The sequence below is a fragment of the Ruegeria sp. C12 genome (assembly GCF_056537745.1).
On the sequence record NZ_JBQFSA010000002.1, the window covers coordinates 236,697 to 257,509 of the forward strand.

A 20,813-nucleotide genomic window follows, 5' to 3' on the forward strand; every position below is an offset into this window, starting at 1 on the left:
CACCCGGATCCTGGAACCTTATGTGGACATTGCTTGTTTCGACCGCCGTTTTTGCCCTGTACGTAACGGCGGTCGTGTTTTCCGTTCGCGCCGCGCAGACCGCCCGAACCCCGCAAGGTGCGGTGGGTTGGGTGGTCTTTCTGGTCTCGGCCCCGTTCTTTGCCGTGCCCATGTACCTGTTTCTGGGCCACCACCGGTTTCGCGGCTATCGCATCGCACGACAGGAAAGCGAGCGTGTGGTCGAAGGCATCAAAAGCTTTGCGGATTATTCCAAGCCCGACCCGTCCACAATGTCGATCAACCCCCGCCCCTTCGAGTTTCTGGCCCACCTCCCGGTGTCGCGCGGCAACGGGGCCGAGTTGCTGATCGACGGGGAAGCCACGTTTGATGCGATCTTTGACGCCATCGATGCGGCCAAAAACTACATCCTAATCCAGTTCTATATTGTACGCGCCGATGATCTGGGTCTGAAACTGCAGCAAAAGCTGATCGCTGCCGCGAAACGCGGCGTGCATGTCCGGTTCATGACCGATGCTGTGGGCAGTTACGGGCTGCCGACCGAGTATCTTGAGACCATGCAGACTGCCGGGATCGACGTAGCCAATCCCAAGGATCAGCGCGGGCCGAATTTCCGGTTCCAACTCAACTACCGCAATCACCGCAAAACCGTAGTGATCGACGGCGAGATCGGCTTTATCGGCGGGCATAATGTCGGGGTCGAGTATCTTGGCCAAAGCAAGCATTTTGGCCATTGGCGCGATACGCATATCAAGATGACCGGGCACATCGTCCGCCAGCTGCAACTGATCTTTACCGAGGATTGGCACTGGGCCCGCGACGAAGACCTGATCGACGAAGTGGATTGGGCCGGAACCGAGTCCGAGCAGGATATGAACGCCCTGCTGGTCGCAACCGGGCCCGGCGACGATACCGAAACCGGGGCGATGCTGTTCTTTTCCGCCATCGCCGAGGCGAAGGAACGGCTGTGGATCGCCTCGCCTTATTTCGTGCCCGATATCGACATCATGACCGCCCTGCAACACGCGGCCATGCGCGGCGTCGATGTGCGAATCCTCGTGCCAGACATGATCGATCACCGCCTGCCCTGGCTCGCTGCCTTTGCCTATTTCGATGAGGTTCGCGACTGCGGCGCGCGGGTGTTTCGTTATACCGATGGGTTCATGCACCAGAAGGTGTTTGTCGTTGATGACACGCTGGCCGCGGTTGGAACAACAAATCTGGACAACCGTTCCTTCCGCCTGAATTTTGAGGCGATGGCCCTGTTCTTCGACCAAAGGGCAACGCAAGCCATTGAACGGATGCTGCTGGCGGATTTCGAGAACTGCTATGAACTCACCCGGTCTTTGCAACAACAACCGGCCCATATCCGGTTCGGCGCGCCGCTGGCCAGGCTGTTTGCGCCCATCCTTTAGGAAAAGAACCGTTCCTGAAACACGCGGGTCATCAGGGCCACCATATAGGCGGTGGACAGGCCAAAGGCCAAAAGCCCCGCGACTGACGCGAACGAGCCGAAAATTCGCAACGCCTCGCCCAAAACGATGTCGCCATAGCCCAGCGTGGTGAATGTGACCAACGAGAAATAAAGGGCCGTGTTCCAGTCGGGCAGCACCTCAAGCAGGACCCAAACAACCGCCCAGATCCAGACCTGAATGGTGTGTGTCAGAACAATGAACACCAAAGCCACTGCAATCGGTGCAGCAGTCGCCAGAAAAAGCCCGCTTTTGGACCATTTCGGCTCCATCCTCATGATGACGATAGTGCACCAGGTCAGCAAAAAGATCTCGACCACAAAGCAGAGCCCCAGAAAGGCACTGCCCCATACAATCTGGTGCAGCAAGCTCATGTTTTTTCACCCTGAATTGCAGTAATGACTCTGTCAGCCAGAATGGCCCGTGCCGCGCCTTGGCACAAGCCCGGTTGGCGGATTTTGCCCCTGCGGCGAAACGCACCGGGGGTCGGTCTGCACTGGACATAGGTCAAAACTGTTGCACATCCTGCTGGGAAAAGTGGGTCGGTCGATGCTGTTGACAATAGACAAGGTGCAGAAATCCTATCCCGGCGGGCGGCCGGTGCTGCGCGACGTGTCGCTGGAACTGGATCAGGGGCAGACTCTGGCGCTGACCGGAGAAAGCGGCAGCGGCAAATCCACGCTGCTGAACCTCGCAGCCGCTTTGGATCGGTTCGACGGAGGCGAGATCACGCTGAACGGAGCGCGCCTGTCCTCGCTGGATGATGCTGGACGGGCCGACCTGCGCCGCCGGCATGTTTCGTTGGTGTTTCAGCAGTTTAACCTGATCCCGTCGCTGACGGTTGCGCAGAACCTCTCGTTCCACGCCCGACTGGCCGGGTGCTATGATCCCAACTGGAGCGCCCATCTGGCGGACAGGTTGGGATTGTCCGATCTTCTGGATCGCTTCCCCGAGAACCTGTCCGGCGGGCAACAACAACGGGTCGCCATCGGCCGCGCCATGGGCGCGCGCCCGAAACTGTTGCTGGCAGATGAACCCACGGGCAATCTGGATGAAACCGCCAGCGCCACTGTGTTGGACCTGATGCTGTCGCTTGTCGCGGATACAGGCGCGGCGCTGCTGCTGGTCACCCATTCCGCCGAAATTGCTGCGCGGCTAGAACGGCGCGTGCATCTGGCCGGTGGCCGGATCCAATGACGCGACCGGTCATACAAGCGTTGCTGTCCCATTGGCGCGCGCACTGGCTGCAACTTGCGACATTGCTGATCGGGATCGCCTTGGCCACCGGTCTGTGGTCTGCGGTGCAGGCGATCAATGCCGAAGCGCGCGCCAGCTATGCCCGCGCAAACGCACAACTGGCACTTGGTCAGTTCGATGAACTGCGCGATCCCACAGGTCCCATCCCCGTTGCGCGTTATGCCCAACTGCGTCAGGCCGGTTGGCAGGTTGCAGCTGTGCTCGAGGGTACTTTCCGTGTCGGGGGGCGGACAATACGCCTGATGGGCGTGGATATGGTGGCCTACCCGGCCCTGCCCGCCGTGACCGAGACCGAACAGGGCGCCGACCCACCCAACCCAGCGGATATATTGACCGCTCCTGGGCGTCTCATAGTGCATCCCGATCTTGCACCTGTTCTGGAACCGGTGAGCGATCTGCCGCCCATTCTGCTGTCCCGGTCCCTGCCCCCGGATGTCATTCTGACCGACATTGGCGTGGCCGAGACTCTGCTGGGTCAACCCGGTACGATCTCGCGCCTTGTCGTTCTGCCAAACCAGCCGCGCGGGCGGTTGCCACTGTCGGATGTCGCACCGGAACTGCAACAGATCAGCCCGGATTCGCAGGTCGATACCGCGCAACTGACCGACAGCTTCCACCTGAACCTGACAGCCTTTGGACTGCTGTCCTTCGCCGTTGGCCTCTTCATCGTCAATGGCACGGTCGGGCTGGCTTTTGCCCAACGGCGCGGGATGATCCGAACGTTGCGCGCCCTGGGTGTTTCGATGCGGCGGCTGGTCTGGCTGATCCTGGCCGAGTTGACCCTGCTGGCCTGTATCGGCGGCGCACTGGGACTGATCCTGGGTTTCTTTCTGGCGGGCGCACTGCTGCCCGACGTGGCCGCAACATTGCGCGGGCTATACGGCGCACCTGTGACGGGACAGTTGACCCTGCAACCCGAATGGGCGCTTGCGGGACTGGCCATGGCGCTGCTGGGCACCTTGGGGGCCAGCGGTCATGCGTTGTGGCGCTTGGCCCGGATGCCACTGCTTGAAGGGCCCGGCGTGCAGGCCTGGAGCGGCTCGGGGCAGACACACCGATTGCCTGGGATCATCGGTGTGTGTCTGATTGTCGGCGGTACTCTTTTCTATACCAGCCTCGGTGGCCTGCTTGCCGGGTTTGTCTTGCTCGCCGGATTGTTGACCGGGGCCGCCCTGTTGCTGCCACTGCTTCTGTCCTTCGCCCTATCGGTAGGTGCTAAACAAGCGCGCGGCCCTGTATCGCAATGGATCTGGGCCGATATGCGGGCGCAATTGCCGGGGCTTTCTCTGGCACTGATGGCCCTGCTGCTGGCGCTGGCTGCAAATATCGGCGTTGGCACCATGGTCTCCAGCTTCCGGCTAACCTTCATCGGATGGCTCGATCAACGCCTGACCGCCGAAATTTATGTAACCGCCAAGGACGACCAGCAAGCCAGCGAGATGGCCGAATGGCTGGCCCCTCAGGTCAATGCGATCCTGCCGATCCGCAGTGTCGAACTGCCTCACACCACCGGGCCTTTGTTCTTGTATGGGGTCGTAGACGATCCGGTCTACCGGAATAGCTGGCCATTGATTGCCCGATCCGATGGCGATTGGAACAGGGTGATGGCGGGTGAGGCCATTTTGATCAACGAGCAACTGGCCCGCCGCGCGCAGTTGTGGCCGGGGGATGTTTTGACGATCGCGCCGGACCATCAATTGCCGATCGCGGGCGTCTATTCCGACTATGGCAACCCCACCGGTCAGGCGATTGTGTCCATGACCAAACTGGATCAGATCGCGCCGGGGACAGAGGCAAGGCGCTTTGGGATACGTATGGATGCGGGCGCGGCGACCGAGATGGCGCAATCGCTACGCGCGCGTTTCGATCTGCCGCCCCGAAACGTGGTGCAGCAGGCCGCGATGAAGGCGCAGTCGCGGGCGATTTTTGAGAAGACCTTTGTCGTGACCTCCGCACTCAACATCCTTACACTTGGGGTCGCCGGGTTCGCCATTTTGACCAGCCTTCTGACCTTGTGGACCCAGCGCCTGCCTCAGATCGCGCCGGTTTGGGCCTTGGGTCTGAACCGCACACAATTGGCGAAATTCGAGCTGTTGCGCAGTGTTCTTCTGGCGGCGTTGACGGCCTGTCTTGCGCTGCCGCTGGGGCTGGTTCTGGCCTGGGTCCTGCTTGCTGTCATTAATGTCCAGGCCTTTGGATGGCGCCTGCCGATGTACCTGTTCCCATGGGATTGGCTGTATTTATTCGCGCTGACGCTGCTGGCCGCCTTGATCGCGGCCGCCCTGCCCGCACTGCGACTGTTACGCCTGCCACCGGCAAGCTTACTGAGGGTTTTTGCAAATGAACGTTAGAGACTTAATCCTGGCCCTCCTCTTCTGCCTGCCGGTTTCCGCGTTGGCGCAGGGCTATGCGGGTCTGGGTGGCTCGGCAGACGGGTTCGACGTGCCACAGCCAGACGTTCAGTTCGTCTTTCCCAAAGATCACGGCGCGCATCCCAGCTATCGCATCGAATGGTGGTACCTGACGGCCAACCTGAAAGGGAAAGACGGGCGCGACTATGGCATCCAGTGGACACTGTTCCGATCCGCCCTGAAACCCTTTGACACCGACGGCTGGCAAAGCCCGCAGATCTGGATGGGTCACGCAGCCGTCACCACGCCCGAACGCCATTACTTCGCGGAACGCCTGTCGCGCGGCGGCATCGGTCAGGCCGGAGTAACCGCCCAACCCTTTGCCGCATGGATCGACGAATGGCGCATGAGCGGGCCGGATTTCGACTCACTGTCGCTGACCGCGAATGGAGCGGATTTCGGCTATACCCTGTCCCTGAACGCCCAAGGTCCGTTGGTCTTTCACGGAGACGGCGGATATTCCGTGAAATCCGCAGACGGTCAGGCGAGCTATTACTACTCCCAACCGTTCTACGCCGTCGAAGGCACCCTGCATCTGCCGGACCGGGACATTGCCGTCGCCGGTCAGGCCTGGCTGGATCGCGAGTGGTCGTCGCAGCCCTTGGCCGAGGATCAAAGCGGGTGGGACTGGTTCTCGCTCAGCTTCGATGATGGTGACAAGCTGATGGCGTTTCGCCTGCGCGGAGCACGGGGTGATTTCACGGCGGCCACGTGGATCAATGCGGATGGCAGCAGCCAGACACTGCCTGATGGATCGGCCCAGTTCACACCACTTGAAACCGCACGCGTTGCGGGTCGGGATGTGCCAATTCGATGGAACGTCACCCTGCCTGACCGCGACATAAACGTCGAGGTTTCGGCCCTGATCCCTGACGCCTGGATGACGACGCGATTTGAATATTGGGAAGGCCCTGTCACGGTCTCAGGCAGCCACGCAGGGCGCGGCTACCTTGAGATGACCGGGTATTAAAGCGTGCGACCTTAATTCTGAGACAGGAATACCCTGCCACGCCTACGGCGCTCTCGGGCTATTCCTGTCGCATGATACTTCAGCTCAAAGGTCGCACACTCTGGATCAGCGGACGACGTAGACCGAAACCGCCGCGTGCCGCACTACGCGCGCAGCGTTGGGGCCCAGCAGGTAATCCTTGAAATCCGGCTTGTGCGCCCCTATCACGATCAGGTCCGACCCGGCGCTGTCGGCGGTTTTCAGGATTTCCTGATAGGCCGTACCAGTTGCAACCACATGACGGATCGAGGCATTGCGGTCCGAGCCCAACGCCGAGACACACAGCGCGGTCAGTTTGTTATGGGCCTCTTCCAATGCCTTGTCGTGGAAGTCGGGCTCGAAAAAGCCCGACACCCAGCTTTCCCCGAAATCGGGCAGAACTGTCACCACATCCAACTGGGCCCCATCCAAATCCGCCAACGCTGCGGCCTGTTTCAGGACCGGGCTGTCCAGATCTCCGTTACTGATATCGACGGCGCAAAGAACTGACTTTGTCATGCGGGCACCTCTTCTTGTCTGGCGGCACGGCCACGTTGCAGGAAGGCGATCAGACCCAGCAAGAGCATCGCCGGAAGGTAGATCAATTGCTTGGGCGGTTGGCTGGACGGCAGGCTGACCGAGGTCAAGCGCACGGCCTCATCCCCGTAATAGTCGAAGATGCCAAGCTCATCCGCGACCGGCGCGCCAAACAGCGGCTCTTCCAGTTTGATCAGCCCGTCTTCGGGGATCAGCAGCAGACCCATCGCCTCGACCCGGGCCGCTCCGCCCTCTTCTTCACCCACAGTGACGACGACCGTCGTGTCGACCATCTCCAACGTGTCGAAATCGGGGCCGGACACGACCAGGCGCACCTCGGACCCTGGTGGCGTCTGCCCGATCGTTTCTTCAAACGCGGCAGGTTCCACCGACTGGAAAGGAGGTGAGATCCGGTCCATGAAGAAATCCGGTCGGAACAGCGCAAAGGCGACAAAGATCAGCGCAACGCTTTCGTAAATCCGGCTGTGAGTCAGAAAATAGCCCATGGTTCCGGCGGTGAAGACCAGAATGGCGATGGTCGCGAAGATGGCGACGATTATGCCTTCGACCCATGTCACATCGATCAGCAGCAAGTCGGTGTTGAAGATGAACACAAACGGCAGCGCCACGGTGCGCAAGCTGTAGAAGAACGCGGTAAACCCGGTCTTGATCGCATCGCCACCCGATACGGCGGCCGCAGCAAAGCTTGCCAACCCGACCGGAGGCGTCACATCCGCCATGATCCCAAAGTAGAACACGAACAGGTGCACCGCGATCAGCGGCACGATCAGCCCGCTTTGCGCGCCCAGTTCCACAACCACACCGGCCATTAGCGAACTGACAACGATATAGTTCGCCGTGGTCGGCAGGCCCATGCCCAGGATCAGGCTGAGGATACCGACCATGATCAGCATCAGGATCAGGTTGCCGCCCGACAGGAACTCGACCAGATCGGCCATCACCTGCCCGACACCGGTCAGCGTTACGGTCCCCACGATCACACCCGCCGTGGCCGTGGCCAAGGCGATCCCGATCATGTTGCGCGCACCATCGATCAGGCCCTGCCACAGATCGGCAACACCATCGATAAAGCGATTGTAGACATCGCTTTCACCGCGGAAGATCGCCTTGAGCGGCTTCTGCGTCAGCAGGATCACAAACAGCAAAGCAGTCGCCCAGAAGGCTGACAGGCCCGGCGATTTCTGCTCGATCATCAGGAAGTAGACCAGCACGATGATCGGCAGCAGGTAGTGCAGACCGGCCTTGTAGATGTCCGCGATGACGGGCAGCGTCACCTCTTTGGCGTTGGGATCATCCGGTTCCAGATCGGGCACCTGAGCGGCCAGATACAGCAGCGCAACATAGACCGCAAAGACAATCAGGCTCAGCACCAGACCAGCCGCCGACGGAACCCATGCGGTCACCGCATCGACCGGGAATTGCGAGCCATAGCAGAGCCCGGCAAAGACGATGAAGAAAGACAACATCCCCACAACGGTCCGCGCCAGATGCACGTCACGGTCGCCCAGCGTGGGCATGTTCCGCTTCACCGCCTCCAGATGCACGATATAGACCAGCGCGATGTAGGAAATCGCCGCAGGCAGGAAGGCGTGGGTGATCACCTCGACATATGAGATGCCCACATATTCAACCATCAGGAAGGCCGCAGCGCCCATCACGGGCGGCATGATCTGGCCATTCACGGATGAAGCAACCTCGACCGAGCCCGCCTGTTCGCTGGAAAAACCCACGCGTTTCATCAGCGGGATGGTGAAGGTGCCGGTGGTCACAACATTGGCGATGGACGAGCCCGAGATCAGGCCGGTCGCCGCCGAACCAACAACCGCCGCTTTGGCCGGACCACCGCGCAGGTGGCCAAGCGCGCCAAAGGCCATTTTGATAAAGTAGTTCCCAGCCCCTGCCTTATCCAACAACGCGCCGAACAGCACGAACAGGAACACGAATTTGGTCGAAACCCCAAGCGCGATGCCAAACACGCCCTCGGACGTGATCCACATATGGCTCATGGCCTTTTTCAAGCTGGCACCCTTCCAGCGGATCACCTCGGGCACCCATTCGGAAGAGCCGAAGAACACATAGGCCAGAAAGATCGTCGCGATAATCGCCATTGCGGGGCCAAGCGCGCGGCGCGCCGCCTCAAACAGCAACAGCAGACCGCCCAGAGCGACCCATTTGTCCGTGTCATCGGCCAAACCGCCCGCATCGACGATCTTTTGATAGAAGAAATAGCCGTACAGCGCGACAAACGCGCCCAGCAGGCCCATGATCCAGTCCTGAACCGGAATATAGTTCCGAGGGCTTGACTTCAGCGCCGGATAGGCCGCAAAGGCCAGAAACATGGCAAAGGCCAGATGGAACTGCCGCGAATTGTTCACGATACTGCCGGGCAATATGTAATTCGCCAGCGGCGAGGCCAGAACCACCTGAAAGATCGACCAGATCGCTGCCACAATGGCCAGGAATATCCCGACATTACCGACCGGGTTGCGCCCACCCGCATCGGAGGAAGCAACTAATTCCTGTAGCTCTTCTTCGGATAGCGGACGATTGGATTGTGTGTCGGAACTCATGCAAATGTCTCCCCGTCGCGGCCTTTTGCGGCCTTCTGAATCACCCGTTTACTACGGGTTTGCGACAGGGCGCCCGGACAGGCGCCCTGCTTTCAGGTCCGGATTACTGGATCCAGCCTTTTTCTTTGTAGTACTTCTCGGCACCCGGATGCAGCGGGGCCGACAGGCCGTCCGCGATCATCTCTTCGGGCTTGAGGTTGGCAAATGCCGGGTGCAGCTTTTTGAAGTCATCGAAGTTCTCGAAGACCGAGCTGACAACCGCATAAACCGCGTCTTCCGACACATCCGCCGAGGTCACGAAGGTTGCGCCAACACCAAAGGTCGCGGTGTCACCGTCCGATCCGCGATACATGCCGCCCGGGATGGTCGCGGTCCGGTAAAACGAGTTGTCGTCGACCAGCTTGCTGACCGCGTCACCGCTGACATTCACCAGAACGGAATCGCAGGCTGTGGTTGCTTCCTGAATCGAACCCGAGGGGTGGCCGACTGTATAGACCATCGCATCGATCTGGTTGTCGCAAAGGGCCGCCGACTGTTCAGCCGCCTTCAGTTCGGTCGCCAGTTCGAAATCATCGGTGGTCCAGCCCATTTCGCCCAACAGGACTTCCATGGTGCCGCGCTGACCGGAACCGGGGTTGCCGATATTGACGCGCTTGCCTTTCAGGTCCTCGAAGTTGGTGATGCCGGCATCGGCACGGGCCACAACGGTGAACGGCTCGGGGTGAACCGAGAAGACCGCGCGCAGGTTTTCGAACGGACCAGCCTCTTCGAATTTCGAAGAGCCATTATACGCATGGTACTGCCAGTCGGACTGCGCCACACCGAACTCCAACTCGCCCTCGCGGATGGTGTTGATGTTGTAGACCGATCCGCCGGTCGATTCTACCGAGCAGCGCACGCCATGTTCCTTGCGGCCCTTGTTCACCAGACGGCAGATCGCGCCACCGGTCGGATAGTAAACTCCGGTCACGCCGCCGGTACCGATTGTGATGAACTCTTCGGCATAGGCTGCCGGTGCCATCATCGCCGCGGTGACAAATGCGCCGAGGCTAAGCTTGCTGCTGTTTTTCATGTAAGAACTCCCATTTTTTATTGTGTGAGCGGGAAAGAACAAAAGCCCCGCGAATGCGAGGGACGCGCCGATACGTCAGATCAGTTCGTCATGCAACCCGTGCAACTTTTGAATTTTTCCAATGTCTCCCAACAATTTCGAGGTTTCATTCCGAGACGCAAGTTGTCAAGTGCGCCTTGTCGATACTTCGCCCATTCGCTCAGATGTGACGCGTCTTTTGTAACTTTCCCCGTGGGAAACGAACCGGCCTTTAGGTGGCGGGACCATGACTTGACAGCCTGGAACGTTGATCTAACGTGATCAAAAGTTTGTGATTACTATTTTACCGAGCATCTGAAACATGCCGATCACCACCTATGAACTCTACCTGAGTACCGATCTGGTGTTTTCCGGCAATACGGTCTCGTTGGTTGGGGGCTATGATGGCAGCAACGATGTCATTCTGGTCGTTGACGATGACGATGACGTGCTGGATGGGGACCTGTTTCGCAACGAAGACGGCAACGACACCAACCAGTTCGGAACCGCCACTTTTGCGGACGGCACGGTTTTGGGTGGTCCGACAACTACGGTATATTCAGAACAGCAATATACCCTGACGGCACCCGATGGCAGCACCATCACGCTGTATCAGATCGAAGTTGACTCGAACCCGAACTCTACCGCTGGCGCTGGGATACTTGCCGGGTATCTGCCGTCCGAACCTCTTGCCCCGGGCGTTGTTTATACAATCACCGTGTCGAACACGATCCCCGGCAACTCGCCTCAATATGACGACATTGAAGGGGCTGTTTGCCTGACGCGGGGCGCGGGGATTGCCACGCCGGGTGGGCTGATTCCGGTGGAAATGCTCAAAGAAGGTGATCTGGTCGAAACCCGAAACGGTGCCAAGCCCATCCGTTGGATTGGGTCTTGCAAGCTGGATGCAAGCGCCTTGTCCCGAAACCCGAAGCTCCGGCCGGTTCGCATCACTCAGGGCGCGTTAGGCAATGGTTTACCAAACCGGGACCTGCTGGTTTCACGCCAGCACAGAATGCTCATCTCCTCGCAAATCGCCAAACGGATGTTCGGGCAAACCGAGGCGCTGGTTGCCGCCGTCAAGATGACCGAATGGCCGGGCATCTACGTGGACAACAGCGTTGACAACGTTGAGTATTTCCACATCTTGCTTGACTCTCACGAGGTGATCTTTGCCGACGGCGCACCAACCGAAAGCCTGTTCACAGGCCCTGAAGCCCTAAGAATGTTCCCCGCCGCCCTGCGCGAAGAAATTCTGACATTGTTTCCAGAGCTGGCACATTCAACAGCACAGATCGAACCCGCCTGCATTGTTCCAAACGGCAAACAGCAAAAAACACTGATCAGCCGCCACATGAAGAACAACAAACCGTTTCTCAGCATGTATCAGGGATAAAAATGTGGTGCCCAAGGAGAGACTCGAACTCTCACGCCCGTGAAGGCGGGGGATTTTGAATCCCCTGCGTCTACCATTCCGCCACTTGGGCCACGGACACTGGATTAGCGCCCAGAGCGGGGAAGGTCCAGAGGCAAAAATCAACCTTCGTAGCGATTGTTTGCACCCCAGCGGTTGACGGGTCCACGGGTGCGTGATTTGGCTGGCACGGTCAAAGACCGGAATCTGAGTAAACCATGTTACGATCGCTTTACGACTGGACCATTCGACTGGCCGAGCATCCTCGGGCGATTTGGGCGCTGGCGATTGTCGCCTTTGTCGAAAGCTCATTTTTTCCGATCCCGCCTGATGTGCTTATGATCCCGATGATTCTGGCCCGCCCCTCACGTGCTTGGCTGATTGCCGGCGTTGCTCTGGTGGCCTCGGTTTTGGGCGGTCTGCTGGGCTATGCGATCGGAGCCTTTGCCTATGAAAGCATCGGTCAACCCATTCTGGAGGCGATGGGCAAAGCCCACGCAATGGAAGAGTTCAACACCCGCTTCAACGATTTCGGCTTCTGGGCTGTGCTGGCGGCGGGGGTGACGCCCTTCCCTTACAAGGTCATCACCATTATGTCGGGCTGGACGGGCATGCCGCTTGGAACCTTCGTCGCGACCTCGATTCTGGCGCGCGCGTTGCGGTTCTTTCTGGTGGCAGGCCTTCTTTGGAAATTTGGCGAGCCGATCCGGGACTTCATTGAAAAGCGTCTGGGCCTGATGTTCACGCTGTTCATCATCCTGCTGTTCGGCGGCTTTCTTGCGGTGCGATACCTATGACGAAACGCGCAACCTATGTGGTGCTGGCGGCTGGCGGATCAGCCGCCCTGTTGCTGGGGGCCTGGGCCTTTCAGTATGTGGGTGGGTTGGCACCGTGCAAAATGTGCATCTGGCAGCGCTACCCCCACGGCCTGGCCATTGTGATCGGCGCATTGGCGTTGGCCCTGCCAACTGTTCGCTTGCTGCCCCTGGCCGGTGCTCTGGCCGCATTGACAACCGCCGCCATCGGTCTTTTTCATGCGGGCGTCGAGCAAGGCTGGTGGGAAGGCCCGACCAGCTGCACCTCGGGCGATATTGGGGGGCTATCGGCGCAAGAGCTGATGGATCAGATCATGTCCGCCCCGCTGGTGCGCTGTGATGAGATCCCATGGCAGATGCTGGGCCTGTCCATGGCCGGTTGGAACGCGGTAATCTCGGCGGTGCTGGTTCTGTTCTGGCTCGCCGCCTGGCGCGCGAAGGCTTAGATCTCGTCCAGTTCGGCATCCCAGTACAGGAAATCGATCCAGCTTTCGTGCAGGTGGTTCGGCGGAAACTTTCGCCCAATATTGCGCAGCGCCTCGGCATCGGGCTGACGCGGCGGTTTGCGCAGGGTCATGCCTGCCTGGCGCAGAGATTTGGACCCTTTGCGCAGGTTGCACGGACTGCACGCCGCAACCACATTCTGCCAGCTTGTCACCCCACCCGCAGCGCGCGGCACCACATGGTCAAAGGTCAGGTTGTCGCGACTGCCGCAATACTGACAGCGGAACTCATCCCTCAAAAATAAATTAAAGCGCGTGAAGGCCACGCGCTTTCTGGGTTTTACATAATCTTTCAAAACAACGACCGAGGGTATTCGGATCTCGGTGCTCGGGCTTCGGACGACTTCGTCGTATTCGGCCACGATGTCCACCCTGTCCAGCCAGGCAGCCTTGACCGCCTCTTGCCAGGGCCACAGCGACAGCGGGTAATAGGACAAGGGGCGGTAATCGGCATTCAAAACCAGCGCCGGGTGATGCTTGAGCGTCCCCGGCTCTCTTACAAACTCGGTCCTGAAGTCTCCGTCCATAACAGAATCGCTCCTCGCTCTCAGCTGCCCGTTTGTGACACCAGAGCGGGGAGCACCCGCCCCGGCCTTAAGATAACTATATATCGTGGTAAATCTCTGACAAGCCCTGAGTTTCCACAATATCTCGAAGACTGGGTAAGCCTGTTCCGTAACAGGCACATGACAGTTATCCACAGGTTGCACACAGCATGTTTTGCAGGCTATGGCGGAGGCATGTCGTGGTTCATTCGATTCAACAAACCTTTTGACGTGCTGCCGCAGTTCACCGATCGCGGCAGCGCCGAGTCGCCACGTCGAACACTGTCCGATTTCATCGATCTGCCGGGGGTCTACCCGGCAGGGCGGCTGGATCGGGACAGCGAGGGGTTGATGCTGTTGACCGATCATGGGCGGCTTCAGGCGCAGATCTCGGACCCCAAGCACAAGATGGCCAAGACCTATTGGGTTCAGGTCGAAGGCGAGCCCGATGCAGCCGCACTGAAGGCGCTGCGCGATGGGGTCGAATTGAAAGACGGCCTGACCCGCCCTGCCAAAGCGCGTGAGATGGACGAGCCGGATGGCCTTTGGCCCCGCACGCCACCGATCCGCGAACGCAAGTCCGTGCCGGACAGTTGGATCGAACTGACGATCCGCGAAGGCAAGAACCGGCAGGTGCGCCGGATGACGGCGGCGGTTGGGCTGCCGACCTTGCGCCTGATACGCTATCGCATCGGCGACTGGACGCTGGATGATCTGGAGCCCGGCCAATGGGACAGCCTGCCCCTGCCCGACCTCAACACAGCCCCGCAGCGCAAACGCGACCGCCGCACGCGGCGGTGACACGGGCGGCTCATCTCTGCTAAAATGCGGGTATGAAACTCACGCCGGACATACCTGCCCCATCGGCCATTCTGGAGGCCGCGCTTTACGTCGACGATCTGGACGCGGCAGAACAGTTTTATGGTGAGGTTCTGGGGCTGGAGCGCATTCAGCGGATCAGCGACCGGCATGTGTTCTACCGCGTCGGCGGGTCCGTCCTGTTGCTGTTCAACCCGGATCAGACCGAGCAACCGCCCCTGAACCCGGACCTCCCCGTTCCGCCGCATGGCGCGCGGGGTCCGGGGCATGTCTGCCTTGTGCTGACCCGCGATGAAATCTCCGCCATGCGCAAGCACCTGTTGGACTGGAACGTCCCCATCGACGCCGAGTTCGATTGGCCCAGCGGTGCGCGATCCCTCTATATCCGCGACCCGGCGGGCAATTCGGTGGAGTTTGCCGAAGGTCACTTGTGGGGTTGAACCCAATTAACCAAGCGGCTGCTTCTGCCCACCTGTAATCGTGTAGAGTTCGCGAGAGGTCAGGCCAACCTCACCCAAGGCCGCGCGGAACACGGCCATATGCGGTGTCGCAAAATGTGCCTCTAACGCGGCCTGATCCTGCCATTCCTCGTAGACGCGGAAGCGGTTGGGGTGTCCCAGCACCTGACTGAATTCATAGACCAAACAGCCGGGCTCTTTCACGGTTTCTGCAACCATCGCCTGAGCGGCCTCGCGGGCCTGTTCAACCCCGGCCTCGTTCACTTCGACAATTCCTGTGACAACCAGCATTACGCTCCCTTCCTCAGATCATAACGTTTCGAGATTCGATTGACCGGGGTACCGTCGCGCAGCGGTACGCCGTACGCGACCGAGTAGTCCCGGAAACCCATTTTTTCGTAATACCTTAGGCCAAGAAGGTTATCCGCCCGGATCGTGGCATTGATCGCAGAAAACCCCAGCGCGCGGGCCGTCTTCTCCGTCTCGTCAAACAAGGTCCGGCCCGCGCCGCGCAGCACCGGGTTGCGGCGGGTGAAGGTTGCGATATCGGCGCATTCATCGGGCAACGCGTCATAGGTGCCCAACCACTGAAACCCGGCAACCCCGCCTTGGTCGTCCAAGGCAACATGGCAACAGATCTTATCAGCGCCATTCAGATAGCTTTGCGCGAACAATGCCTCTGAAAACGGGATTTCAAATGCGGTCGTACCACCCGCCGCGATGATGTGGTTGAGGATGCGGCAGGCCTCGGCCACATCCTCGGGCATCATCGGGCGGATGGCGATCATCGCTACAGGCTCAGCTTGTCGCGCATGAAGGCCAAGGCGACACTCAGACCGTCGGGTGCGATGCCATGGCCCGTGCCCTTCATCACATGAGCATAGATTTCTTTGAAATCAGCAGCTTGCAGCGCTTCCGCGGCCTGGGGCAGTGATTGCGGTGGGACCACATCGTCGGCATCGCCATGGACCAGCAGGATGGGCATTCGGCTAACGGTTTCGTCGGCCAGCAGTTCAGGCTCCAGCAACCGGCCCGAAAACGCCACGATCCCGGCAACCGGGTCTTCGCGGCGGGGGGCCACATGCAGGCTCATCATCGTGCCCTGGCTGAAGCCGAACAGAACGACCTGCTCGGGCAGCACGTCCTCATCTACCATCAGCGCGTCGAGGAAAGCGTTGAAATCCTCGACCGCCATTTCCATCCCACGACGCGCCTCTTCTTCGGACGAGCCATCGATCCACGGGATCGGAAACCATTGAAAGCCGTTCGGCATTCCCGGGATCTGCTCGGGCGCGTCGGGGGCCACGAACAGCGTATCCGGCAGGTGTTCACCCAGCGGGTCGGCAAGGCCCAGCAAATCGGCCCCGTTGGCCCCATAGCCGTGCACGAACACCACGACCGAGCGTGTATCGCCCGAAACCGGCTCTTTCCTGAGCGCGTTCAAAACCCGAGTCATCTGATCCCTTCTCTTTTCTTGGCCACCCGGTAATAGGCCCACAAAACCCGGGCCGCAACCGAGCGCCAGGGCGACCACGCCTCGGCCATCTGGCGAAGCTCCTTGTCGGTCGGGCGCTTGGGCAGATCGTAGAGAACGCGCGCGGCTTCCTGCAGGGCCAGATCGCCCGGCGCGATGACGTCCGCGCGCCCCAGTGAAAACATGGCGTATATCTCGGCGGTCCAGACGCCGATGCCCGGAACCTGCGTCAGCGTGGCAATGACATCTGCATCAGGGACGTCTCGTAACGCTTTGTAATCAATACGCGCCTCAGCCAGAGCACGGGCGTATCGGATCTTCTGACGGCTCAATCCAACAGCCCGCAAATCATCATCCGTAGCCCACATGATCTTGCGCGGCCCGGTCAGTTTTGCGTCCTGCATCCGCTTCCAGATCGCGTTGGCCGAGGCCACGCTGACCTGCTGACTGACAATCGCGCTGAGCAGTTGGGCAAAGCCGTCGGGCTTACGCCGCAGGGGCAAAGGACCGGTCTGCTCCATCGCATAAGCCATGCGCGGGCACGCATTGGCCAGCCACTCGGCCCCTTCCGTCACGCAGTCGGGGGTTTCAATGATGCGCCCTACGGCCATGGGATCTCTGCTTTGTGACACGCTTCGCACGTTAGGGGCCACAGCCGCATATGCAAGCCGCTTGTGCGTCAGCGTTTTCACCGATACGCATTGGCGCATGACGATGACTACAGCCACCCCGGACGACTCGCAAGCCAAACGCAATGTTGCTGTTCTGGTCGCCGCGCAATCGATTCTAGGTGCGCAGATGCCGATGATTTTCATCGTTGGTGGCTTGGCCGGGCAATCGCTGGCCAGCAACCCCTGCCTTGCGACACTGCCGATTTCGCTGATTGTTCTGGGTTCAATGCTGGCCGCTACGCCGATCTCGGCTATCATGCAGCGTTGGGGCCGTCGTGCGGGCTTTCTGGTCGGCGCAACAGCCGGAGCGTTGGGCGGTCTGGTCGGGGCATATGGGCTCTATCTCGGCTCGTTCCCGATCTTTCTGCTGGGAAGCCTGCTGACGGGCATCTACATGAGCGCGCACGGGTTTTACCGTTTTGCCGCAGCCGATACCGCCTCGGACGCGTTCCGGCCCAAGGCGATTTCCTATGTCATGGCGGGCGGTCTGGCCGCCGCGATCATCGGCCCGCAAATCGTCAAACTGACATCGCAGGCCTATGTCATTCCGTTTCTGGGCACATATATCGCGGTGATTGCCGTCAACGTCATTGGCTCGGCCCTGTTCTTCTTTCTGGACATCCCGACGCCGCCAAAACCCAACGCAGACGCACCTAAAGGCCGGTCGCGGCTAGAGTTGCTGAAAACCCCGCGCATCGCCGTTGCGATCATCTGCGCCATGGTGTCTTACGCGCTGATGAACCTTGTGATGACCTCGACCCCTCTGGCGGTTGTCGGCTGCGGGTTCTCGGCCAATGACGCGGCGGATGTGGTCACCAGCCACGTGCTGGCCATGTATGTCCCCAGCTTCTTCACCGGCCACCTGATCGCACGTTTCGGCGTCGAAAAGATCGTGGCCCTTGGTCTTGCCATCCTTGCAGGCGCCGGAGTCGTCGCCCTGCAAGGGGTCGAACTGGGCAATTTCTTCATCGCCTTGATCCTGTTGGGCATCGGCTGGAATTTTGGTTTTATCGGCGCAACCAGTATGCTCGCCGCCTCGCACGAAGTGCACGAACGAGGCCGGATGCAGGGCCTCAACGACCTGCTGGTGTTCGGAGGCGTGACGATTGCCTCGCTGGCCTCGGGCGGGTTGATGAACTGTTCCGGTGGCTCGCCGGTCGAAGGCTGGACGGCCGTGAACCTCGCCATGATCCCGTTTCTGACCCTGGCAGGCGGAGCGCTGCTGTGGCTGGTCCTCAGACCGGCCGATCCGAAAACAGCCTGATCACCACCGACCCGTCGCAGCGGTCCACATCAGAGACAGCCGCCGCCGCGCCTCACCTTGCGCCAAAGCACCCGCCGCGACACGATCCGGGCGTGCGATCACCCGTTTCAAAGTCCATTCGGCCTGCCATCCGACATAAAGCGCCGGACGGGCGTCTGCCGATACCGCATCGCGGTTAGATCGGGCCCGCGTTAGACGCACCAAAGCTGCCTCTGCCAGCGTTTTCACCCCATCGGGCGTGCCATCCAGTAAAGGAATGCGCCCGCGCGCCTCAAGCTCGGGGATCGCGCGGAACCAGTTCGCAACGCCTACGCCATAGCCGAAATCGCGCAGCACACCCTCATCCGCAGCCCCAAGGGCCTGTGCCGCGGCCACCAGCAGCGAACCGGAACTGTGATTGATATAGGCGTCAAAGTGGTCCTGATCCTCGAACGGGTCGCGATAGATATCCCACCGCCGCACCGCCACATATTCGTCCAGCATCCCGGCCAGATGGGGCGACAGGACACGGGACAATGGCGTCACAACTTCGTGCCGCCGCACAGTCGGACCCTGCGCAATCTCCTGCAAGGCATCGCGCCACCATTGCAAGCGCATCTCGGCAATCATCGGCTCTTGCGTGACCCAGGGAGCGCGCGCGACCTCGACATTCAGCGCGTAGATCGGAAACAGAACCGCCCGCGCCGGGACGGGGGCAGCCATTGTCGCCAGAAACCGATCGGGATCGGCTTTGTGCACCAAAGCGGCACAGGCTTTGACATCCTCGTCAAACGTCGCCGTCACTCTGCCGCCGCCTGCTGAGGGTCACAGTCCCGCACCAGCTTCCACTGGATCGCGTCCAACAGCGCCTCGAAGGACGCGTCGACTATGTTCGCGCTGACCCCAACGGTAGACCACCGCCGGCCGCGCCCGTCTTCGCTGTCGATGATGACGCGCGTAACGGCCTCGGTCCCGCCTTGGGTGATCCGCACTTTGAAGTCGACCAGCCGCATATCCGCCAATACCTGCGAATATTGCCCCAGATCCTTGGCCAGCGCCTTGGCCAGCGCGTTCACCGGCCCCCGGTCACTGCCTTGCTCGTCCAGAGACTCGCTGACCGACAGTTTCTTTTCGCCATCTACTTTCACCACAACCACGGCCTCGGACAGGCTGACCATGTTGTTGTACTTGTTCTTGCGCCGCTCGACGGTGACCTTGTAGCGCTTTACCTCGAAGAACTCGCGCAACTGCCCCAGTTCATCCCGAGCCAGCAGTTCGAAACTGGCCTGCGCGGTGTCATAGGAATAACCCTCGGCCTCGCGCTGTTTGATCCGCTCAAGAATGCGCCCCAAAGCCGGGTCGCCCTTTTCAACGGTCAGACCAGCCTCGGTCAGGCGCTTGCGCAGGTTCGACTGCCCGGCCTGGTTCGACATCGGGATGATCCGCGCATTGCCAACCGTTGCCGGGTCGACATGTTCATAAGTCGAGGGATCCTTGAGAATCGCGCTGGCATGCAACCCGGCCTTATGCGCAAAGGCAGACGCGCCCACATAGGCCGACTGCTTGCTGGGCACCCGGTTCAGGATGTCGTCCAGCATCCGGCTGATCCGCGTCAGACCGGCCAGAGCGTCAAGGCTGACGCCGACCTCGAATTGCGAGGCGTAAGGCTCTTTCAGCAACAAGGTCGGGATCAGTGCCGTCAGGTTCGCATTGCCACAACGCTCTCCAAGCCCGTTTAGCGTGCCCTGAATCTGGCGCGCCCCCGCATCGACCGCGGCCAGAGAACAGGCCACCGCATTCTCGGTATCGTTATGGGTGTGAATGCCCAACCGATCCCCCGGTAGCCCCGCAGCAATCAGGTCGGACACAATGCGCCCAACTTCGGCAGGCAAAGCGCCGCCATTGGTGTCACACAGCACAACCCAGCGCGCGCCAGCCTCCAGCGCGGCACGGCACACCTCGGTCGCATAGCCGGGGTTGTCCTTGTAGCCGTCAAAGAAATGCTCGGCATCGAACAGCGCCTCGCGCCCCTGAGCGACCAGATGCGCGACCGAGGCGCGGACGTTCTCGACATTCTCCTCCAGCGAAATCCCAAGCGCGTGGGTCACGTGGTAATCATGCGACTTGCCGACCAGACAAACCGCCTGCGTGCCCGCATTCATCACCGCCGCCAGCACGTCGTCGTTCTCGGTCGATCGACCCGAGCGCTTGGTCATCCCAAATGCGGTCAAACGGGCCGAGGTCTTTGGTGCGACCTCAAAAAACGCGCTGTCGGTCGGGTTCGCGCCGGGCCAGCCGCCTTCGATATAATCGACCCCCAACTCATCCAGCGCCTGCGCGATCTGCACCTTCTCAGCGGTCGAGAACTGCACCCCCTGCGTCTGCTGCCCGTCGCGCAGGGTCGTGTCGTAGAGGTAGAGGCGTTCCTTGGTCATTATTCTGGCTCTTTGGCTTGTTCGGGCTGTGCCCGACCGAGGGTGGATGCGAAGCGCCCGCCCGTGGGGGCG

The 20,813-nt window shown here is 60.4% G+C and carries 21 protein-coding genes and 1 tRNA gene; 10 read left to right on the forward strand and 12 right to left on the reverse strand.

Annotation, left to right across the window (positions count from 1 at the left end; all coding sequences use genetic code 11):
* Window positions 1-20 precede the first annotated feature (20 nt).
* Window positions 21-1,433, forward strand: coding sequence for a cardiolipin synthase (gene cls, locus ACR0C9_RS06365; RefSeq protein WP_480780616.1), 1,413 nt, complete (start codon window positions 21-23; stop codon window positions 1,431-1,433).
* Here cls and ACR0C9_RS06370 read toward each other — a convergent pair.
* Window positions 1,430-1,864: a potassium channel family protein gene (locus tag ACR0C9_RS06370; RefSeq protein WP_170621838.1), complete on the reverse strand. Its 435-nt coding sequence runs from the start codon at window positions 1,862-1,864 to the stop codon at window positions 1,430-1,432. The two genes, cls and ACR0C9_RS06370, sit on opposite strands and share 4 nt — an antisense overlap.
* A gap of 175 nt (window positions 1,865-2,039) precedes the next feature.
* On the opposite strand from ACR0C9_RS06370, the gene ACR0C9_RS06375 reads away from it, so the two are divergent.
* From ACR0C9_RS06375 to ACR0C9_RS06385, 3 genes are read left to right on the forward strand one after another with little or no spacing between them, the layout of a single operon-like run.
* Window positions 2,040-2,687: an ABC transporter ATP-binding protein gene (locus ACR0C9_RS06375; protein WP_480780617.1), complete on the forward strand. Its 648-nt coding sequence runs from the start codon at window positions 2,040-2,042 to the stop codon at window positions 2,685-2,687.
* The gene (locus tag ACR0C9_RS06380) at window positions 2,684-5,098 is read left to right on the forward strand and encodes an FtsX-like permease family protein (protein ID WP_480780618.1); all 2,415 of its coding nucleotides are present in this window, start codon (window positions 2,684-2,686) and stop codon (window positions 5,096-5,098) included. Before ACR0C9_RS06375 ends, ACR0C9_RS06380 begins: the two co-directional genes overlap by 4 nt.
* Complete coding sequence (locus tag ACR0C9_RS06385; protein WP_480780619.1) at window positions 5,088-6,128, forward strand: lipocalin-like domain-containing protein; 1,041 nt, start codon at window positions 5,088-5,090, stop codon at window positions 6,126-6,128. Before ACR0C9_RS06380 ends, ACR0C9_RS06385 begins: the two co-directional genes overlap by 11 nt.
* A 105-nt stretch (window positions 6,129-6,233) precedes the next feature.
* Here the strand turns inward: ACR0C9_RS06385 and ACR0C9_RS06390 are convergent, their stop codons facing one another.
* The 3 genes from ACR0C9_RS06390 to ACR0C9_RS06400 form a co-directional block, all read right to left on the reverse strand.
* Window positions 6,234-6,665 (reverse strand): universal stress protein, encoded by a 432-nt coding sequence (locus tag ACR0C9_RS06390; RefSeq protein WP_170450539.1) that lies wholly within the window; start codon window positions 6,663-6,665, stop codon window positions 6,234-6,236.
* Entirely contained in the window at window positions 6,662-9,274 is a 2,613-nt protein-coding gene (locus tag ACR0C9_RS06395; RefSeq protein WP_480780620.1) for a TRAP transporter permease, read from the reverse strand. The genes ACR0C9_RS06390 and ACR0C9_RS06395 overlap by 4 nt, the downstream gene beginning before the upstream one ends.
* Window positions 9,275-9,377: 103 nt before the next feature.
* Window positions 9,378-10,346, reverse strand: a complete 969-nt coding sequence (locus ACR0C9_RS06400) for a TAXI family TRAP transporter solute-binding subunit (RefSeq protein WP_170450535.1) — start codon at window positions 10,344-10,346, stop codon at window positions 9,378-9,380.
* 340 nt (window positions 10,347-10,686) lie between these two features.
* On the opposite strand from ACR0C9_RS06400, the gene ACR0C9_RS06405 reads away from it, so the two are divergent.
* Window positions 10,687-11,760 carry a Hint domain-containing protein gene (locus tag ACR0C9_RS06405; protein ID WP_480780621.1) on the forward strand — a complete coding sequence of 358 codons (1,074 nt, stop codon included), beginning with the start codon at window positions 10,687-10,689 and terminating at the stop codon, window positions 11,758-11,760.
* 5 nt (window positions 11,761-11,765) lie between these two features.
* Here ACR0C9_RS06405 and ACR0C9_RS06410 read toward each other — a convergent pair.
* Window positions 11,766-11,851 (reverse strand) — tRNA-Leu (locus ACR0C9_RS06410).
* A gap of 145 nt (window positions 11,852-11,996) precedes the next feature.
* On the opposite strand from ACR0C9_RS06410, the gene ACR0C9_RS06415 reads away from it, so the two are divergent.
* Both ACR0C9_RS06415 and ACR0C9_RS06420 read left to right on the forward strand, forming a co-directional pair.
* Window positions 11,997-12,575, forward strand: coding sequence for a YqaA family protein (locus ACR0C9_RS06415; RefSeq protein WP_480780622.1), 579 nt, complete (start codon window positions 11,997-11,999; stop codon window positions 12,573-12,575).
* The gene (locus tag ACR0C9_RS06420) at window positions 12,572-13,039 is read left to right on the forward strand and encodes a disulfide bond formation protein B (RefSeq protein WP_480780623.1); all 468 of its coding nucleotides are present in this window, start codon (window positions 12,572-12,574) and stop codon (window positions 13,037-13,039) included. The genes ACR0C9_RS06415 and ACR0C9_RS06420 overlap by 4 nt, the downstream gene beginning before the upstream one ends.
* On the opposite strand, the gene ACR0C9_RS06425 is transcribed toward ACR0C9_RS06420, so the two are convergent.
* Entirely contained in the window at window positions 13,036-13,623 is a 588-nt protein-coding gene (locus tag ACR0C9_RS06425; protein WP_480780624.1) for an HNH endonuclease, read from the reverse strand. The two genes, ACR0C9_RS06420 and ACR0C9_RS06425, sit on opposite strands and share 4 nt — an antisense overlap.
* 213 nt (window positions 13,624-13,836) lie before the next feature.
* Here ACR0C9_RS06425 and ACR0C9_RS06430 point away from each other — a divergent pair, with 213 nt between their 5' ends.
* The gene (locus ACR0C9_RS06430; protein WP_170621846.1) at window positions 13,837-14,442 is read left to right on the forward strand and encodes an rRNA large subunit pseudouridine synthase E; all 606 of its coding nucleotides are present in this window, start codon (window positions 13,837-13,839) and stop codon (window positions 14,440-14,442) included.
* A gap of 32 nt (window positions 14,443-14,474) precedes the next feature.
* A complete protein-coding gene (locus ACR0C9_RS06435) occupies window positions 14,475-14,900 on the forward strand; it encodes a VOC family protein (RefSeq protein ID WP_170518774.1) in 426 nt (141 codons plus the stop codon).
* A gap of 6 nt (window positions 14,901-14,906) precedes the next feature.
* Here the strand turns inward: ACR0C9_RS06435 and ACR0C9_RS06440 are convergent, their stop codons facing one another.
* The 4 genes from ACR0C9_RS06440 to ACR0C9_RS06455 are packed head-to-tail and all read right to left on the reverse strand — an operon-like array spanning window position 14,907 to window position 17,003.
* On the reverse strand, window positions 14,907-15,209 hold the full coding sequence (locus ACR0C9_RS06440; protein ID WP_170518777.1) for a putative quinol monooxygenase: 303 nt from the start codon (window positions 15,207-15,209) through the stop codon (window positions 14,907-14,909).
* Window positions 15,209-15,706 (reverse strand): GNAT family N-acetyltransferase, encoded by a 498-nt coding sequence (locus ACR0C9_RS06445; protein WP_170518780.1) that lies wholly within the window; start codon window positions 15,704-15,706, stop codon window positions 15,209-15,211. The genes ACR0C9_RS06440 and ACR0C9_RS06445 overlap by 1 nt, the downstream gene beginning before the upstream one ends.
* Window positions 15,707-15,708: 2 nt before the next feature.
* A complete protein-coding gene (locus tag ACR0C9_RS06450) occupies window positions 15,709-16,374 on the reverse strand; it encodes an alpha/beta hydrolase (protein ID WP_480780625.1) in 666 nt (221 codons plus the stop codon).
* The gene (locus tag ACR0C9_RS06455) at window positions 16,371-17,003 is read right to left on the reverse strand and encodes a DNA-3-methyladenine glycosylase family protein (protein WP_480581050.1); all 633 of its coding nucleotides are present in this window, start codon (window positions 17,001-17,003) and stop codon (window positions 16,371-16,373) included. The genes ACR0C9_RS06450 and ACR0C9_RS06455 overlap by 4 nt, the downstream gene beginning before the upstream one ends.
* A gap of 97 nt (window positions 17,004-17,100) precedes the next feature.
* Here ACR0C9_RS06455 and ACR0C9_RS06460 point away from each other — a divergent pair, with 97 nt between their 5' ends.
* Window positions 17,101-18,327 carry an MFS transporter gene (locus tag ACR0C9_RS06460; RefSeq protein WP_480780626.1) on the forward strand — a complete coding sequence of 409 codons (1,227 nt, stop codon included), beginning with the start codon at window positions 17,101-17,103 and terminating at the stop codon, window positions 18,325-18,327.
* On the opposite strand, the gene ACR0C9_RS06465 is transcribed toward ACR0C9_RS06460, so the two are convergent.
* Both ACR0C9_RS06465 and cimA read right to left on the reverse strand, forming a co-directional pair.
* Window positions 18,328-19,110 carry a squalene/phytoene synthase family protein gene (locus ACR0C9_RS06465; protein WP_170450402.1) on the reverse strand — a complete coding sequence of 261 codons (783 nt, stop codon included), beginning with the start codon at window positions 19,108-19,110 and terminating at the stop codon, window positions 18,328-18,330.
* Window positions 19,107-20,741, reverse strand: coding sequence for a citramalate synthase (gene cimA, locus ACR0C9_RS06470; protein ID WP_170450400.1), 1,635 nt, complete (start codon window positions 20,739-20,741; stop codon window positions 19,107-19,109). Before cimA ends, ACR0C9_RS06465 begins: the two co-directional genes overlap by 4 nt.
* Between the last annotated feature and the right edge of the window lie 72 nt (window positions 20,742-20,813).